The organism is Coprococcus eutactus (genome assembly GCF_025149915.1).
Taxonomy (GTDB): Bacteria; Bacillota; Clostridia; order Lachnospirales; family Lachnospiraceae; genus Coprococcus; species Coprococcus eutactus.
Genome location: NZ_CP102278.1, coordinates 1,180,764 through 1,198,704, shown reverse-complemented (window position 1 = coordinate 1,198,704; position 17,941 = coordinate 1,180,764). Strand labels below are relative to the sequence as shown.

Below are 17,941 nucleotides of genomic sequence, written 5' to 3'. Positions count from 1 at the left end.
CCCTTATTATGTATGCATTATGTATGTCATAATGATACGGCTCATGCATATGCATATTTATAGATATAATAATTTTAGTACAAGTATTTGTGCACTGTCAATAACATATTAGCCAAAACAAGCCTGTTCAGCCAGCGGTTGACACAAATTATGTCAATGTCGGCTAAACAGGCTTAATTCTGTCTAATATTTATAAATTATCAGATTTTATACCGCGAGAAATTTATTTCTTTGTGATATATCCCTTTGCCTTCAGAAGTTCTGCGCAGAGAACTGCTCCACCTGCAGCGCCTCTTACAGTGTTATGGGAAAGACCAACGAACTTCCAGTCATATACTGAATCCTCACGGAGACGTCCAACGCTGATGCCCATACCGTTCTCGAAGTCAACATCCAAAGATACCTGTGGTCTGTTGTCTTCCTCGAGATACTGGATGAACTGCTTTGGTGCGCTTGGAAGGTTCAACTCCTGAGGTGCGCCCTTGAAGCTTGTCATAGCCTCGATGAGCTGCTCCTTTGTAGGGTTCTTTCTGAACTTTACAAATACAGTTGCTGTATGTCCGTTGAGAACAGGAACTCTGATACACTGGCTTGTGATAGTGATTCCTTCTGCAGGAACGATCACACCATTCTCCTTGTCTACCTTACCCCAGATCCTGAGTGGCTCCTTCTCTGACTTCTCTTCCTCACCGCCGATATATGGGATGATGTTGCCAAGCATCTCAGGCCAATCCTTGAATGTCTTACCTGCTCCTGAGATTGCCTGATATGTGCTTACGATCACCTCATATGGTTCAAATGGCATCCATGCTGTAAGTACAGGTGCGTAGCTCTGGATCGAACAGTTAGGCTTAACTGCAACAAATCCTCTCTCTGTTCCAAGTCTCTTCTTCTGGAACTCAATAACCTCTGCATGATCTGCATTAATCTCCGGAACCATCATAGGAACATCAGGAGTCCATCTGTGAGCTGAGTTATTCGAAACTACAGGAGTCTCAGTCTTGGCATAAGCCTCCTCGATAGCCTTGATCTCATCCTTTGTCATATCAACTGCTGAAAATACGAAATCAACTGTGGCAGCGACCTTTTCCACCTCATTGACATTGTATACCACAAGTTTCTTAACTGCCTCAGGCATCGGTGTATCCATCTTCCATCTGTCACCTACTGCCTCTTCATATGTCTTGCCTGCACTTCTTGGGCTGGCTGCAACTGTAACGACCTCGAACCAAGGGTGGTTCTCAAGAAGTGAGATAAATCTCTGACCTACCATACCTGTTGCGCCAAGAATACCTACCTTTAACTTGTCACTCATCTTTCTTCTCTCCTATCTTTTTAATGACGGCAATTGCGTAACTTTTATGATGAAAGTCTTGTGTATTAGTATACCAATCAGGGGTCGCTCCCGCTTAACTCAGCCTACAGCGGTACTAAGATGCCGCTGGCGCGTCATCTAAGGACCGGTGGCTTCGTATTCCCCTGATTTGGTAATACTAACCACAAAACTTTCAATCCACCTCTGTGATTATTGCAATTGCCTGTTTTAGGTAAAATCCAGTATATTGCTCGATACTCGAGAATTACTTCGTTCTACTTTATATTATTTATTTTATAACTCTGACCTTTACTACGCCCTCGATTGCTGAGAGTTCTGCGATGTCATCCGCAGTTGGCTCTACACCGATATCAAGGATAGAGTATGCATAATCGCCTTTTGCCTTGCTGATCATTCCTGATACGTTGCCACCCTTCTTGGCGAATACTCCTGTGAACTGTGTGAGCATATTAGGGATGTTCTTGTGGCAGATAGTAACTCTGGCTACATCACTGCACTCTCCCATGTTGACATTTGGATAGTTTACTGAGTTCTTGATGTTACCATTGTTGATGTATGCCTTGATCTCCTTACATGCCATAACTGCGCAGTTGTCCTCTGACTCTGCTGTAGATGCTCCAAGGTGCGGGAATGCTACAACATTCTTGTAACCTGCTATAGCTGGGTTCGGGAAATCTGTCATATACTTTGCTACCTTGCCCGAGTCAAGTGCAGCCTTCATATCCTCATCGTTAACCAGTACATCTCTTGCAAAGTTGAGGATCTTCACGCCGTCCTTCATCATGGCAAATGCATCTGCGTTGATCATGCCCTTTGTGCTGTCAAGTGCCGGAACATGAACTGTTATATAATCACAATCTCTGTAGATATCCTCTACATTTGTGATGTGCTTTACATCCTTTGAAAGTCCCCATGCGGCATCTACTGACACATATGGATCATATCCGTATACCTGCATACCGAGCTTAAGCGCAACATTTGCAACCTTTGCTCCGATGGCACCAAGTCCGATTACACCGAGCTTCTTGCCGAGGATCTCGTTACCTGCATAATTCTTCTTCTGCTTCTCCACCATCTTGGTGATATCTGCCTCAGCGGCATTGTCCTTGACCCAGTTATAACCGCCAACAAGGTCTCTTGAAGCCATGAGGAGCGCTGCCACAACAAGCTCCTTAACACCGTTTGCATTTGCACCTGGTGTGTTGAATACTACGATACCCTTTTCAGCGCACTTATCAAGCGGAATATTGTTGACGCCTGCACCTGCGCGGGCTACTGCCAGAAGGCTGTCTGACAGCTCAAGGTCATGCATGGATGCACTTCTAACGAGAACCGCATCTGCCTCTGCAAAATTATCTGTTACTTCATATGTATCAGGTAAAAGCTCCATACCGCATGCTGCGATAGGATTTAAGCAATTAATCTTTACTGACATGTCTTTTTCTCCCTTTTTCTGTGACACTGGCAATTGTATGATCATATACTGCAGACTTTACGATCACCCGTCACTATCTTTTTTGTATGCTACTATATAATAGTTAATATTACTTATTCTCTGCCTCAAACTTCTTCATGAACTCTACAAGTTTCTCAACACCTTCGATAGGCATTGCATTGTAGATAGACGCTCTCATACCACCGACTGTTCTGTGACCCTTGAGGTTGACAAATCCAGCCTCTGTTGCCTCCTTGACAAACTTGGCATCGAGATCAGCGTCACCTGTTACAAATGGTACATTCATAAGTGAACGGTCTTCTTTTACAACAGTTCCCTTGAAAAGCTCTGAACTATCAAGGAAATCGTAGAGGATCTTAGCCTTCTTCTCATTGTGGATCTTCATTGCATCAAGTCCGCCCATCTCCTTAACCCACTTGAATACCTTGCCACAGATATAGATACCGTAGCATGGAGGTGTGTTGTAGAGTGAATCAGCATCTGCCTGAGTCTTGTACTTGAGCATGGTTGGTGTAAATGGCATTACATCATCTCTGATGAGATCCTCACGGATGATGGCTACTACCACACCGGCAGGACCAACATTCTTCTGTACTCCGAAGTAGATCATGCCATAATCCTCAACATTCACAGGCTGTGAGAGAATGTCTGATGACATATCTGCCACAAGGATCTTACCCTTTGTGTTAGGCAATGTGTGATATGTTGTTCCATATATAGTATTGTTATGACAAATGTATACATAATCAGCATCGTCATCGATTGGAAGATCTGAACAATCTGGGATATATGAGAAAGTCTTGTCAGCTGATGATGCAACTGCAACTGCCTTTCCATATTTCTTTGCTTCTTCGTATGCTTTCTTTGCCCACTGACCAGTGATGATGTAATCTGCTACACCATTCTTCATGAGATTCATTGGAATTGCTGCGAACTGCTGTGAAGCTCCTCCCTGAAGGAAAAGCACCTTGTAGTTGTCAGGTATATTCATGAGATCTCTGAGATCCTTCTCTGCCTCTTTGATGATATTGTCAAAGGCTTTAGATCGATGGCTCATCTCCATTACGCTCATGCCTGTTCCCTTGTAATCAAGCATTTCTTCTGCTGCCTCTTTTAATACCACCTCAGGAAGAACTGAAGGGCCTGCTGAAAAGTTGTACACTCTTGCCATTTTTGTTATCTCTCCTTCTTTGATTTTGTGACGATAATTTTGCCTTAAGCTGAATGCACTTGCGATTGGCTGTATATGACATTCTTCGGAGCGCTCCCGCTCGTCTCCTCCTGCAGCGGTACTAAGGTGCTGCTTACGCACCACCTAAGAACCGGCGGAGGAGAATGTCCTTCGAACGGCATATACAGCCAATCGCAAGCAATTTATTCTTTCTAACAAAATTATCTGGTTGTGACTTAATTAAATGTGTGCGAGATACTTTACTTAACAAAAATGTCCTTCGTTCCCATTTATATTTATATGAAAATTCTGACTTATCTTTGTTCTTTTGGTATATCCCGCTTGCGATTAACAAGTTATTCTTACTAAAATCTTATATTATCAAGTAATTTAACTTTATTATCGCTTATATCCCTGTACTATAGCACTCTTTTCGCCTGTCGGCAAGTGGGGATTATATATAAAGGCACCATATTTATGTATGTATCCACACAAATATGGTGTCTTTTCATCTTGTGTCGGCGTATATATTACATATCGTCTTCTGAGAAACAGGTGTCGATGGCTGCACCAGGTGCTACCATTGGCCATACCTTGTCATCTCCTGCTATTGTTACATCTATTACTACCGGTCTGCCTGCTGTAAGTGCTGTCTTCATCGCTGCCTCAAACTCATCAAGAGTGTTGGCTCTGATTCCCATTGCACCAAGTCCCTCTGCGACTTTGACGAAATCTACTGAATCGTCAAGCACCGTGTTGGAATATCTGTGGTCATAGAACAGTGTCTGCCACTGTCTTACCATTCCGAGCACATGATTGTTCAAGACTACCTGAATGATAGGAACGTTGTATCTTGCTGCTGTTGCTATCTCGTTCAGGTTCATTCTGAAACATCCATCACCGGCTATGTTGATGACAACCTTATCAGGTCTGCCGTACTTTGCTCCGATCGCAGCACCAACACCGTAACCCATGGTTCCAAGGCCACCTGATGACAGGAATGTTCTTGGCTCCTTGAAGGTATAGTTTTGGGCAGCCCACATCTGATGCTGTCCAACATCCGTCGTGATGATTGCATCGCCATTTGTCAGCTCATATATCTTCTTAATCGCTGCAGGACCGTTCAATGTGTCAAAGCTGTACACATCTGGGTTCTGCTTCTTGAGGTCTTCGATCTCAGACATCCACGTCTTGTTCGACTGTGTTGCAAGCTTGCCGTTGAGTATCTCCAGAACTTCCTTTGCATCGCCGACTATGCTGGCATTTGTAGGGATGTTCTTATCTATCTCGGCTGCATCTATATCTATATGTATGATCTTCGCATTTGGCGCAAACTTGGATGCATTTCCGATAACTCGGTCTGAGAATCTGGCTCCCACAACGATCACGAGATCTGCCCTTGACAAACCGAGGTTGGACACCTTGGTTCCGTGCATACCGATCATGCCTGTGTATCTCTCACTTCTTCCGTCAAATGCACCCTTACCCATAAGCGTATCGCACACAGGTGCATCCACCTTATCTGCAAATTCTGCAAGTTCTGCTGACGCGCCAGAGATAATGCATCCGCCACCTGCCATGATAAATGGTCTTCTTGAAACCTTGATCATCTCAATGACCTTGTTCACATCCTCCTCGCGGATGGTGTCTGTCTTTCTCTCAATAACCTCTGGTGTCTCAGGTGTATACTCTGTCTCCGCTGCAGTTACATCCTTTGTTATATCCACAAGTACAGGTCCTGGTCTGCCGCTCTTTGCGATCTTGAATGCACGTCTGATAGTTGGCGCAAGATCATCTATGTGCTTTACAATAAAGCTGTGCTTGGTGATCGGCATAACAACACCTGCAATGTCTATCTCCTGAAAGCTGTCCTTACCGAGCATGTTCACACCTACATTTGCTGTGATAGCTACAACAGGAATTGAATCCATGTATGCTGTGGCTATACCTGTTACGAGATTAGTGGCACCCGGACCTGATGTGGCCATACACACTCCAACCTTGCCTGTAGCTCTGGCATATCCATCTGCTGCATGGGCAGCGCCCTGCTCATGTGATGTGAGCACATGGTTGATCTCATCCTGGTGCTTGTAGAGGGCATCATATACGTTGAGGATAGTTCCTCCCGGATAACCGAACACGGTGTCAACGCCCTGTTCTTTAAGGCACTCTATAACAATTTCAGAACCTGATATCTTTGACATTATTATCTTCTCCTTCTTTTCTCTCATATCGTAGAAATAATTGTGAAACATGTAGATCATGAACTTCTGAGATGTTTTAGTCTACATAATTGAATTTCACAATCATCATCTAGTTCTTTGGCACCTCAAGCACAGCACCTCTGTTACCTGATGTAACCATTGCTGCGTATCTTGCAAGATAGCCCGTTGTAACCTTTGGCTCTCTTGGTGTCCATGCAGCCTTTCTCTTTGCAAGCTCCTCGTCTGACACATCAAGCTTGATGCTGAGGTTGTTGATATCGATCTCGATCATATCGCCTTCCTCAACAAGTGCGATAGGTCCGCCCACAGCAGCCTCAGGTGATACATGTCCGATGGATGCTCCACGGCTTGCTCCTGAGAATCTTCCGTCTGTGATAAGAGCTACTGATGAGCCAAGTCCCATACCTGCTATTGCTGATGTAGGATTGAGCATCTCTCTCATACCAGGGCCTCCCTTTGGTCCCTCGTATCTGATGACTACTACGTCACCCTCTACGATCTTACCACCCTTGATAGCTGCGATCGCGTCCTCCTCACAGTCAAATACCCTTGCAGGCCCCTTGTGAGCCAGCATCTCAGGCACAACTGCTGAACGCTTTACTACAGAGCCGTCCGGTGCAAGGTTACCCTTGAGTACAGCCAGACCACCTGTAACTGAATATGGATTGTCCATAGGTCTGATGACCTCTGGATTCTTATTAACACTGCCTGCAACAGCCTCTCCTATTGTCTTACCTGTAACTGTCATGCAGTCCTTGTTGATGAGACCCGCATCAGCAAGCTGCTTGATAACCGCATACACACCGCCGGCCTCATTGAGATCCTCCATGTATGTGTGACCTGCTGGAGCAAGGTGGCACAGATTTGGTGTCTTCGCGCTGATCTCATTTGCAAATGAGATATCGAAGTCGAAGCCGATTTCATGTGCGATGGCTGGAAGGTGGAGCATGGAGTTGGTTGAACATCCAAGTGCCATATCAACTGTAAGAGCGTTGATGATGGACTCCTTTGTGATGATATCTCTAGGCTTGATGCCCTTTCTGTACATATCCATGACCGCCATACCTGCATGCTTTGCAAGCTTAAGTCTCTCTGAATAAACGGCTGGAATAGTTCCGTTTCCTGGAAGTCCCATTCCAAGAGCCTCTGTAAGACAGTTCATTGAGTTTGCTGTGTACATACCTGAACATGATCCGCATGTAGGACATGTCTTGCACTCATACTCGTATACATCTTCCTCTGTCATAGTTCCGGCTGCATATGAGCCAACAGCCTCAAACATACTTGAAAGACTTGTCTTATTTCCCTTTACGTGTCCGGCGAGCATAGGACCGCCAGATACAAATACTGTTGGAACATTTACTCTGGCTGCAGCCATGAGAAGTCCGGGAACGTTCTTGTCACAGTTAGGGATCATAACCAGTGCGTCAAACTGATGAGCTATAGCCATAGCCTCTGTCGAGTCTGCGATCAGATCTCTTGTAACCAGTGAATACTTCATTCCGATATGTCCCATTGCTATACCGTCACATACAGCGATTGCTGGGAACATAACAGGTGTACCACCTGCCATGGCAACTCCCATCTTTACTGCCTGTGCTATCTTATCCAGGTTCATGTGACCTGGAACTATCTCATTGTATGAACATACGATACCTACTAAAGGTCTCTCCATCTCTTCCTTTGTCATGCCCAGTGCGTTGAACAGAGATCTGTGTGGCGCCTGCTGCATTCCAACCCTAACATTATCACTCTTCATCTTTTTTCCTTTCCCATCACGCGAGTGGATTCTAGTACCGGCGGACTCAAATGTCCGCTTGTGATATATCTGAAACACACTCCGCTTTTCTGTATATCATTGAACCACTCGCTGTGAATGTCAAATTTATTTATAATTTCCTACATTTTATATATACATCATCTTCAATATACCACCGCGGAGTGCTCTCTCTCGTATGTCCGCTTGTGGTATATCTTGTTGGTCGTTAGATTCTCTCGCAGATAAGATCACCCATCTCGGAACAGCTTACGAGCTGTGTTCCCTCTGAGTGGATATCTATGGTTCTGTAACCGTCCTTGAGCACCTGCTTTACAGCGTTCTCCACCGCATCTGCCTCCTTGTCAAGGTCAAATGTGTATCTGAGCATCATGGCTGCTGACAGGATGGTTGCTATTGGATTTGCCTTGTTCTGTCCTGCTATGTCAGGTGCTGATCCGCCTGATGGCTCGTACATACCAAACTTTGTCTCGTTAAGTGATGCCGATGAAAGCATTCCGATAGACCCCGAGATCATGGACGCCTCGTCTGAGAGGATATCTCCGAACATATTCTCTGTGAGGACCACGTCGAACTGTGCCGGATCCTTTACAAGCTGCATTGCACAGTTGTCTACGAGCATGTGCTCAAGCTCAACCTCAGGGTAATCCTTTGCCACTTCCTCAACGACCTTTCTCCAAAGTCTCGAAGAATCAAGAACATTTGCCTTGTCAACGGATGTGACTTTCTTTCTTCTCTTCATAGCTATGTCAAATGCCTTAATTGCAATTCTTCTGATCTCGTTCTCATTGTATGTGAGGGTATCAACGGCCGTCATGACTCCGTCAACCTCCTCTGTGTGTCTCTCGCCAAAGTAGAGACCACCGGTGAGCTCTCTCATCATCATCATGTCAAATCCGCGCTCTGCGATCTCAGCCTTGAGTGGGCAAGCCTCCTTCAGCTCATCATAAAGATTTGCAGGACGAAGGTTTGCGAAGAGGCCAAGCTCTTTTCTGATCTTTAACAGTCCTGCCTCCGGGCGGAGATTTGGAGGGAGCTTATACCATGGTGATGTGGATGTATTTCCTCCTATCGAACCGAGAAGAACAGCATCCTTTGACTTTGCAACTGCCACTGCCTCGTCTGTGAGCGGCACACCAGTTGCATCTATTGAACATCCACCCATGAGAATCTGCTCATAGTCAAATGTATGTCCGAACTTCTCTCCGACTGTATTAAGGACCTTCATAGCCTCTGTGACTACCTCAGGGCCGATACCGTCGCCTTTTATTACGGCTAAATTACACTGCATTTTCTTATTCCTTCTTTCGATTATTAATTCTTGCTATTTATGTAGTTGATGAGTCCCTCACTCTTGATGATCTCCTGCATGAACGGAGGGAATGCCTGTCCTTTGAACTCTGTTCCCTGGGTTCTGTCATAGATCATACCGCTGTCAAAATCGATCTCCACATCGTCGCCTGCCTGGATAGCCTCAGCTGCCTCAGGGCACTCGATGATAGGAAGTCCGATATTGATGGCATTCCTATAGAAGATTCTGGCAAATGTCTCTGCGATGACACAGCTTATTCCTGAAGCCTTGATGGCTATAGGTGCGTGCTCTCTTGAAGATCCACAGCCGAAGTTCTTTCTTGCCACAATGATGTCGCCCGGTTTTACGCGCTTAACGAAATCCTTATCTATATCTTCCATACAGCTCTTTGCAAGCTCTGCAGGGTCTGATGAATTCAGATATCTTGCAGGGATGATTACATCTGTATCTACGTTGTCACCATATTTGTGTACTGTTCCATGTGCTTTCATAGTCTATCTCCTTTATCTCTATAGAAATTTGCTAAATCATGCAAGCCTGACCTTTTGGGTGCTTTAGCATGCTTAGCAAACTTCTTCATATTCTATGTTTTTTATTACAAACCAAGTTCGTCAGGGCTGCTGATCTTACCTGTGATCGCTGATGCAGCTGCTACAGCCGGGCTGGCAAGATATACCTCTGAGTCAACGTGACCCATACGTCCTACGAAGTTACGGTTTGTTGTTGATACAGCTCTCTCTCCTGCTGCCATGACACCCATATGTCCTCCGAGACATGGTCCGCATGTAGGAGTTGAAACCACTGCTCCAGCCTTGACAAATATAGTCATAAGACCTTCCTCAATACACTGAAGGTAGATATCCTGTGTTCCAGGAATGACGATGACTCTGACACCGTCGGCAACCTTTCTTCCCTTGATGATATCGGCTGCTATTCTCATATCTGAGATACGTCCATTTGTACATGAACCGATGACTACCTGATCGATCTTGATATCGCCAACCTCATCGATAGTCTTTGTGTTCTCTGGGAGATGTGGGAAAGCAACTGTCGGCTTAAGCTGTGACAGGTCGATGGTATACTCTGCATCATATACAGCGTCCTCGTCTGCCTCATACTTTGTATATGACTTTGTGCTGTGCTCCTTCATGTACTCCTCTGTAAGCTCATCTACAGGGAAGATACCGTTCTTGGCACCAGCCTCGATGGCCATGTTTGCAATTGTAAATCTGTCATCCATAGTAAGGTTCTTGATACCCTCGCCAACGAACTCCATAGACTTGTAAAGTGCTCCGTCGACGCCGATCATACCGATGATGTGAAGGATGACATCCTTACCGCTGATCCACTTTGCCTTCTCTCCAACGATGTTGAACTTGATGGCTGATGGAACCTTGAACCAAGCCTCGCCTGTCACCATTCCTGCTGCCATATCTGTACTTCCGACACCTGTTGAGAATGCTCCGAGTGCTCCGTATGTACATGTATGTGAGTCTGCACCGATACATGTCTCTCCTGCTACGATAAGTCCTTTCTCTGGAAGGAGCGCATGCTCGATACCCATTGCTCCGACGTCAAAATAATTCTCAATCTCATTTGCCGCCGAGAACTGTCTTACACACTTACAGTGCTCTGCGCTCTTGATATCCTTGTTTGGTGTGAAGTGATCCATGACAAGTGCTATCTTCTTCTTGTCAAATACTTCCTTCTTGTTGAACTTCTCCATCTCGTGAATTGCAACCGGTGTTGTTACATCGTTTCCTAATACTAAATCCAAATCTGCCTCGATAAGCTGTCCTGCTTCAACTGCTGGCAGTCCTGCATGAGCAGCTAAAATCTTCTGAGTCATGGTCATACCCATATGTATAGTCCTCCTATCATTTGTTTCTAAATACAAATTCTTACTCTTGATAATATCACTCATCCAGATATAATTACAATATATAAAAAGAATAATTATTATAACTTGGAGGAATGTCATGATAAGTAATCTGAACAATTACGTCATATTTCATACAGTAGCAAAGACCGGAAATATCAGCAAGGCTGCAAGCCAGCTCTACATCAGCCAACCAGCGATCAGCAAATCAATATCCAAGCTTGAAGCAGAGCTTGGCACTGCCCTCTTTTCCAGAAGCTCAAGGGGCGTGGTACTGACGGAGGAGGGACAGGTGCTCTACGAGTATGTGGAGAGGGCTTTCGATTCACTGAACATGGGCGAGGAAAATCTGAAGAACTACAAAGAACTTGGGATCGGACACATAAGGATCGGTGTGAGCACATCACTGTGCAAGCACATACTCTTGGACTACCTGAAGGACTTCATAAGAGAAAATCCAAATATCAAGTTCAGCATCGACTGCCACTCAACGATCAACACCATCAAGCTGCTCCGAAACGAGGATATCGATATAGGTCTCATCTGCAACACCGAACTTCCAAAGGGGATAGTCTACTCTCCTGTCAGGGAGATCCACGACGTATTTGTGGCCAGTCCCGAATATCTGGACAATTTCTACGAGCGTGCAAATGAAAAGGCTCACTATAGTTTTGCTGATGATCTTCCAAACAATATCAAAGGCAACTTCATCCCTCTGCTAAGCTCAGGTCTAACCTCTGTCACAGGCGAGGATGCACCAGTTCCGAATCATGATAAAAAAAGCAGAGACACCAGACATTCGTCCGGCATCTCTGCTTCTGATACAATTTCTGATTCAATTAACACCGATATCTCAAATATATCAACCGTTGACATCCTTGAGAATTCCAATCTCATGGTTCTCGAGGAGGCCAATGTAACCCGTACCCATGTGGACGAATATCTACGCTCCCAGGGCATAAGCTGCAGCCAGGTCCTGGAGATCAACAACATGGATCTTCTCATCGACTTCGCCGCCATCGGTATGGGCGTTGCCAGCGTGGTCCGCGAATTCGCCCAGGAACAGCTGGACTCAGGCGACATCACCGAGCTTCCGCTTGACTCTCCTATTCCAAGCAGAACTGTTGGATTCGCTTACTCGGGAGTTAGAAATCAGAGCACGGCTATGAGGAAGTTTATGGAGTGGGTGGGGGTGTGATCAATTATCAATTACATACTCTTGCATTTGATAAGCACGTTCTTGCCATCAAATGCAAATCCATAATGATATATCTGCGTTGTCGTTATGTTTTCTGACATCAGTTCGGCATCATACCAGGCTTTTACCTTTCCCTTCATGTCTGAAAGACCTGCCAAATCAAGTGCACTGAATACCTCCAGCTCTGTAAATCCAATGCAGTCCGCATACTCTTCTGATGTAGTCGTGATCACCGAAATATTGTTAAGATCAGAAAATATACTCTCCTTGCTTATCCTTGTTATGCCTGTCATAACAGCTCTATACATGTATGGATTTGTCTTAAATGTACTGTTAAAAAACTGTCTGACAAATCCAGTAAACTCCTCCCAGTATCCATTAAGATACGCCTCCTGCGTGGGTGTGTCATATTCATCGAGAAGTATTATGATCTTCTTTCCATAATATCTGTAAATAAACAGACTCAGGATCTTTAACGAGTCTGCAGCATACTGATCAGGCATTCAAGGTCTTCCCAAAACGTCTCGGTATGGTGATCAAGGTCACGTCATCACGGCTTTCCCACTACTCCCTGATGAATTCCGTTTTGTCAATGAGGAAGCTGTCCTCTTCCCGGAGTTTTATAAAATCCTGTACTCCAGGATTTATTGGCTTTATTCCTATACCACTCCTCATTAATCCTCGCCTCCATTTTATTAAATATGTTCACACTCTCCGTCCATGAGGAAGTCATCTCTCACGAACTTTCCCATACTTTCCTATCAATTTCTTTGAACGTCATGTCAAATGTCCCAAAAACTTTGTTTCAATTCTATCATCTGCCCTGTCAAATGACAACCGCCGTGATTGCAAAGTCTCCTTGAAATCAGTTACCACCTTCGATATTGTTTTTTCTTGTTCTTTCTTCATTGTAGCAGAGAATTAATACAACTAATTTATCCATTTTACGTTTACGCCTTACAATCTAATATAACATCGCATATTCTATCAACATCGTCTAAACTCAGATCTGCATAGAGCGGCAGTGTCAAAACTCTGTTTGCAACACTCCTTGCAACAGGGGTATCATCCACATCATATTTATTATGAAAACATGCAAATGTATTTGTAAGCGGATAGAAATACTTTCTCGCACATATGCCATCATTCGCAAGTCTGTCAAACACTTCATTTCTGCTCGCTCCAAATGTTCTCTCATCAAACAGAACCGGAAAATAAGAATAGTTATATGTCACATCCGGCTGTCTGCTGTTTAACTGTAAGCCATTAACTCCCGCAAGTCTTTCCATATATCTGTCATAAACAACTTTTCTCTTGCCAATCTCCGAATCAATGTGCCTCAGATTACATATTCCCATAGCTGCGCAGAATTCGTTCATCTTTGCATTTGCACCAACAGCATCCACGTCCTCAGGACCGTGTATACCGAAATTTTTAAGTTCATATAGTCTTGCACCGAGCTCTTTGTCACGGTAACACACTGCCCCACCCTCTATGGTATTGAACACCTTCGTCGCATGAAAACTAAAGCATGAGGCATCACCAAAACTGCCAACACTCTCACCTTTATATGTCTCACCGAACGCATGGGCAGCATCATATATCACTTTCAGTTCATATTTGTGCGCAATTCTATGTATCCCATCTATATCACATATATTGCCATATACATGAACTGGCATTATCGCACATGTCCTGTCAGTTATAAGATCTTCTATCTTGGTGGCATCCATCGTATATGTAACAGGGTCTATATCGCAGAAAACCGGCTCAAGGCCATTTCTGACTATCGCATGGGTTGTAGATGCAAATGTAAAAGGAGTCGTTATCACCTCCCCCTGTAGATTCATAGCTTGAAGTGTCATCTCAAGTGCCATGTGTCCGTTTACAAGGAGTTCAACGTTGTCAACGTTCAGATACTTTTTCAATGCATTTTGCAACTCAATATGTTTTTGTCCCATATTTGTAATCCAATGTGTATCCCACAGTGATCGTATCTCCTGCACATATTCATCCATGCCCGGCATGGATGAACGGGTGACTAATATTTTCTTATTCATATTTTCTCTTTTCTTTCGCATTTATGGTTTTACTGCAACTCCAAGTTCTGCCGATTTATACGCCGCATATATGATCTTTGCTGTATCATAAGCCAGATCAAATGAGGATTTAGGTTCCCTATCATAATATATCGACTCTATAAAGTCTCTCATCTCATCAGTATATCCCCTTATAATCTCGTCCTCCAAAAAAGGCTTATTCCAACCTGTCTTTGATGGCAGCATCTCCGAAATATATACATCATCCAGTCTATCTTCATCAAGGAAATATGTTTCCATCATATCTGACATAGTCATCTTACAGTTTATAACCGCATCATTACAATACAATTCTACATAATTCTTAGAACCACCTAAAAGCATATCATTAGCCATAATAACAGCCCTCGTGTTATCACTAAACGTAATAATAACTGTTGCACAATCCTCAACATCAATAGGAGTTGCCGCTATATGTCTGTGTTCATATTCAGTAAGCTGCGGTGTAATACGCCCCATGTCTGCAAAAACTGTTTTTACGCAAATATCTTTTCCATATGTTTCTGCCTCCACTTTTTTCAACCATAATATTGCCGAAAGTGGATGTGCGCCTGTTCGTATAAATGTTCCACCACCCGTTTTAGACCATTCTCCTGCAACAGGAGAACTTGATCCCTTTAATGATTCCTCACCTTTTGCAAATAGTATTTTAGATTTCTTCTTTCTTATTATCTCAGCAGCTTTAACTATAGCCGGCGCATATACAAAGTTCTCTGCATACATAAACTTCTTACCAGATTTATTGACCAGATCACGGAGTCTATCTAACGACTTTAACAATTCTTCATACATATGTGCTTTAGATACATTGTCGCCTATTGGTTCTTTATCGCCTGCTTTACCAAAATAACCGCTTAAAGGCTTTTCACATATAACATGTTTTCCAGATTTTAATACCGCTGTGATCATATCATCATGAACATATGGCGGCGTACATATATCTATAACATCTATCTCTGGATCATACAGTAAGTCGTCCAGCTCAAGACTGGTATTCAAAAATCCATACCGTTTTTTGTATAAATCTAATCTTTCCTGTCGTCTTCCAACAATGCACTTGTAACACAATGGAACCTCCGTGTACCGCTGAAGAGCATTCATATGTAACTCTGTTGCTCTTCCTGTTCCTACCATTCCAATACATATTTCCCCTTTTTCATTCATCCCTTATCCTCCATATTAACTATATTTAACTTTTATCAGATTGCAAATTTGCGGCAAATAAAACTGTCTTTCACTTTCAGTATCAAAATAAAATTGAATAAGTGCCATTTTGTCATACATATAATCTTCTATTTCATACCCCTTCGAATGCCACTCATCAATCTGTATTACATACTTTCTTATCAGAGGATCTATATCCATGCCATCATAGCAACCATTATGATCTGCCATAAGCGCATAATATCCATAATATTTCTGAGGGTGTACAGCACATGGCATTCCTTTCACAGATTCGCCTAACTCAGCACGGCATATCCATTCTCTCCAATCTATGCCAATTGAATTAGCTATTACTGATGTCGTATGATTTCCCGGAAATCTTCTCATCATCTCTACAATCCACGGTCCATCTGCCCCCATAATATACTGTATATCCATCTGTCCGTCTACCAAATGAAGTATCTTTGCTATTCTATTTATCTCCGGTATTAAAGCTTCTGTTGCAGTCTCCCAATTATCTGCAGGGAATATGCCATAACTTGTCATATATTTGTTTTTATATGAATAATCATTTGCCGTACCATATGACCTGACCTTCTCATCAACAATAAAAACATGCAGTGAGTGAAGTGATCCTTCTATATACGGCTCTATCACGATTTTTTTGTCCCTGGATACTTCAAATGCACGATCTACACCAGCTATCATCTCGTCTATATCATGTGCCACGCTTACCCCTTTTCCTCCTGCCATATCGCTGGGTTTTATAATAACCGGGAATCCATTATCCGAATATTTATATGCAGTTTCTTTTGAATCAAACCACCTGGCCAAAGGTGTCTTTACCCTATTCTCCAACGCAAACTTTTTAAACTTATCCTTTCTATGAATAATCTCTGTCGTCTCAAATGAATCATGTCCCTTCAGTCCCAGATGATCACATATATATGCGGCTGTCAGAACACAGTTATCCGAGCAACCGCTCATAACTGCATCTACGTGTATATCTTTCGCCATCTGAGCTATTCCTTCAAAGTCAGAATAATCAAATGGTATATATTGATCCCCATATTTATGTCCTACCTGTTCCGGAGCGTTTCCCGTTGTAATAACATAATATCCCAACATCTTCGCCTGTAAAATAAAGGGAATTTCAGTTTCTTTTGCCGTTAGCATTAACACTTTTTTCATCTTTTCACTCACTATCCTTCAACTGCATATAATACAAGTTCCTGACTCCACCGCTCATAAGCTCTAAGGTATAATTTATAATTAGAATTAAGCTTATGAATATATTGTGGAATTGTTATCAAATCTTCTCTTTTATGATAAACACATACTGCAAGCGCAGGATGATTATTTTCTATAACCGTCTTTCCTCCCTGTAACGCCATAAGTTCACTTCCTTCAATATCCATCTTAATAAAATCTACTCTTTCATACCTGTGCAGATCATCAATACTATCAACATCAACAGCCACACTTCCACCGTCATCAAAACAACTTGAAGTCGTATCACCAGTATAAAACATCAGTGTAGTCTTTTTCTTCCAAATCCCCTTGTTTATACATTTTGAACTAACCGTTTTATATTTGCTCATATTTTCGACCATTCGGTCATAATTATTTTTATCTGGTTCATATAATGTAACTTTTCCAGAAAAGTCGTTTCCTGTAATTTCTTTATAATTTTCTGCAAATGAAATATAGCTGTCACCATCATATGCCCCACAATCTATCCACGAAGTGACGCCTCCTATATCGATAAGATTCTCTGCAAAATACTGATTTTCTTCCCATATTTTAGCCAAATAATCATATTTCCCACTTATCTTAGAATTTATATACGCCTCTAAACAGTCCCTCGACTTTTCATCACTCAGAAGATTATATGTTTCTATAAATGCTGCCTTATTATTATCATAATACTCACGTGTAAATAATTCTTTCCCATCCAGCGTCCACAGAGACATAATATCCTCATCTATCACATTTGCATATTTCTCTATTTTTCTTTTTTTTATTTCACTATATCCACGAATCGATAATATCACCAAAGGCTTGTCTGTTTCATCATTCAATTTGCTTGTATCCATAACGGGTTTGCCGAATTTATATATTTCACCATCATCAGGACAATTATCAATAACAAACCCAGTAATATACGCAAACGCACCTAGTTTCTTTAGTCCGTTTACTAATATTCCAGCGCCTGAACCAGCCCCAAGAATATATATGTTTTTACCCTGTAAACGTGCGCATTCTATTTCTTTAAAGAAGATATTACTAGTCTCTTTTATATTCATTTTTCTATCCCCATAATT

13 protein-coding genes and 1 pseudogene are annotated in these 17,941 nt (G+C 42.9%); 1 reads left to right on the top strand and 13 read right to left on the bottom strand.

Going from position 1 to position 17,941, the window contains the following annotated elements:
• Window positions 1-223: 223 nt before the first annotated feature.
• The 8 genes from asd to leuC form a co-directional block, all read right to left on the bottom strand.
• Window positions 224-1,315 carry an aspartate-semialdehyde dehydrogenase gene (gene asd / locus NQ536_RS05135; protein ID WP_004848976.1) on the bottom strand — a complete coding sequence of 364 codons (1,092 nt, stop codon included), beginning with the start codon at window positions 1,313-1,315 and terminating at the stop codon, window positions 224-226.
• Between the two features lie 289 nt (window positions 1,316-1,604).
• The gene (locus NQ536_RS05130) at window positions 1,605-2,771 is read right to left on the bottom strand and encodes a phosphoglycerate dehydrogenase (RefSeq protein ID WP_022058429.1); all 1,167 of its coding nucleotides are present in this window, start codon (window positions 2,769-2,771) and stop codon (window positions 1,605-1,607) included.
• A gap of 109 nt (window positions 2,772-2,880) precedes the next feature.
• Window positions 2,881-3,963 carry a 3-phosphoserine/phosphohydroxythreonine transaminase gene (gene serC / locus NQ536_RS05125; protein WP_022058430.1) on the bottom strand — a complete coding sequence of 361 codons (1,083 nt, stop codon included), beginning with the start codon at window positions 3,961-3,963 and terminating at the stop codon, window positions 2,881-2,883.
• A gap of 530 nt (window positions 3,964-4,493) precedes the next feature.
• Window positions 4,494-6,167 (bottom strand): biosynthetic-type acetolactate synthase large subunit, encoded by a 1,674-nt coding sequence (ilvB, locus tag NQ536_RS05120; RefSeq protein WP_044997691.1) that lies wholly within the window; start codon window positions 6,165-6,167, stop codon window positions 4,494-4,496.
• 109 nt (window positions 6,168-6,276) lie between these two features.
• The gene (gene ilvD / locus NQ536_RS05115; protein ID WP_044997690.1) at window positions 6,277-7,947 is read right to left on the bottom strand and encodes a dihydroxy-acid dehydratase; all 1,671 of its coding nucleotides are present in this window, start codon (window positions 7,945-7,947) and stop codon (window positions 6,277-6,279) included.
• 226 nt (window positions 7,948-8,173) lie between these two features.
• Window positions 8,174-9,256 carry a 3-isopropylmalate dehydrogenase gene (gene leuB, locus NQ536_RS05110; protein WP_004848966.1) on the bottom strand — a complete coding sequence of 361 codons (1,083 nt, stop codon included), beginning with the start codon at window positions 9,254-9,256 and terminating at the stop codon, window positions 8,174-8,176.
• A gap of 23 nt (window positions 9,257-9,279) precedes the next feature.
• Entirely contained in the window at window positions 9,280-9,768 is a 489-nt protein-coding gene (leuD, locus tag NQ536_RS05105; RefSeq protein ID WP_004848964.1) for a 3-isopropylmalate dehydratase small subunit, read from the bottom strand.
• A 104-nt stretch (window positions 9,769-9,872) separates the two neighbouring features.
• Window positions 9,873-11,138: a 3-isopropylmalate dehydratase large subunit gene (gene leuC, locus NQ536_RS05100; RefSeq protein WP_044997688.1), complete on the bottom strand. Its 1,266-nt coding sequence runs from the start codon at window positions 11,136-11,138 to the stop codon at window positions 9,873-9,875.
• 118 nt (window positions 11,139-11,256) lie between these two features.
• Here leuC and NQ536_RS05095 point away from each other — a divergent pair, with 118 nt between their 5' ends.
• Entirely contained in the window at window positions 11,257-12,354 is a 1,098-nt protein-coding gene (locus NQ536_RS05095) for a LysR family transcriptional regulator (RefSeq protein WP_004848960.1), read from the top strand.
• A gap of 110 nt (window positions 12,355-12,464) precedes the next feature.
• Here the strand turns inward: NQ536_RS05095 and NQ536_RS05090 are convergent.
• From NQ536_RS05090 to NQ536_RS05070, 5 genes and pseudogenes are all read right to left on the bottom strand, one after another.
• Window positions 12,465-13,029: pseudogene (locus tag NQ536_RS05090) on the bottom strand (AAA family ATPase); the annotation flags it as partial.
• A 275-nt stretch (window positions 13,030-13,304) separates the two neighbouring features.
• Window positions 13,305-14,414, bottom strand: coding sequence for a DegT/DnrJ/EryC1/StrS family aminotransferase (locus NQ536_RS05085; RefSeq protein WP_119203318.1), 1,110 nt, complete (start codon window positions 14,412-14,414; stop codon window positions 13,305-13,307).
• 21 nt (window positions 14,415-14,435) lie between these two features.
• Window positions 14,436-15,617: a Gfo/Idh/MocA family protein gene (locus NQ536_RS05080; RefSeq protein ID WP_004848953.1), complete on the bottom strand. Its 1,182-nt coding sequence runs from the start codon at window positions 15,615-15,617 to the stop codon at window positions 14,436-14,438.
• Window positions 15,618-15,632: 15 nt separating this feature from the next.
• Window positions 15,633-16,820, bottom strand: coding sequence for an ATP-grasp domain-containing protein (locus NQ536_RS05075; protein WP_004848952.1), 1,188 nt, complete (start codon window positions 16,818-16,820; stop codon window positions 15,633-15,635).
• On the bottom strand, window positions 16,820-17,923 hold the full coding sequence (locus tag NQ536_RS05070) for an FkbM family methyltransferase (protein WP_049937560.1): 1,104 nt from the start codon (window positions 17,921-17,923) through the stop codon (window positions 16,820-16,822). The genes NQ536_RS05075 and NQ536_RS05070 overlap by 1 nt, the downstream gene beginning before the upstream one ends.
• Between the last annotated feature and the right edge of the window lie 18 nt (window positions 17,924-17,941).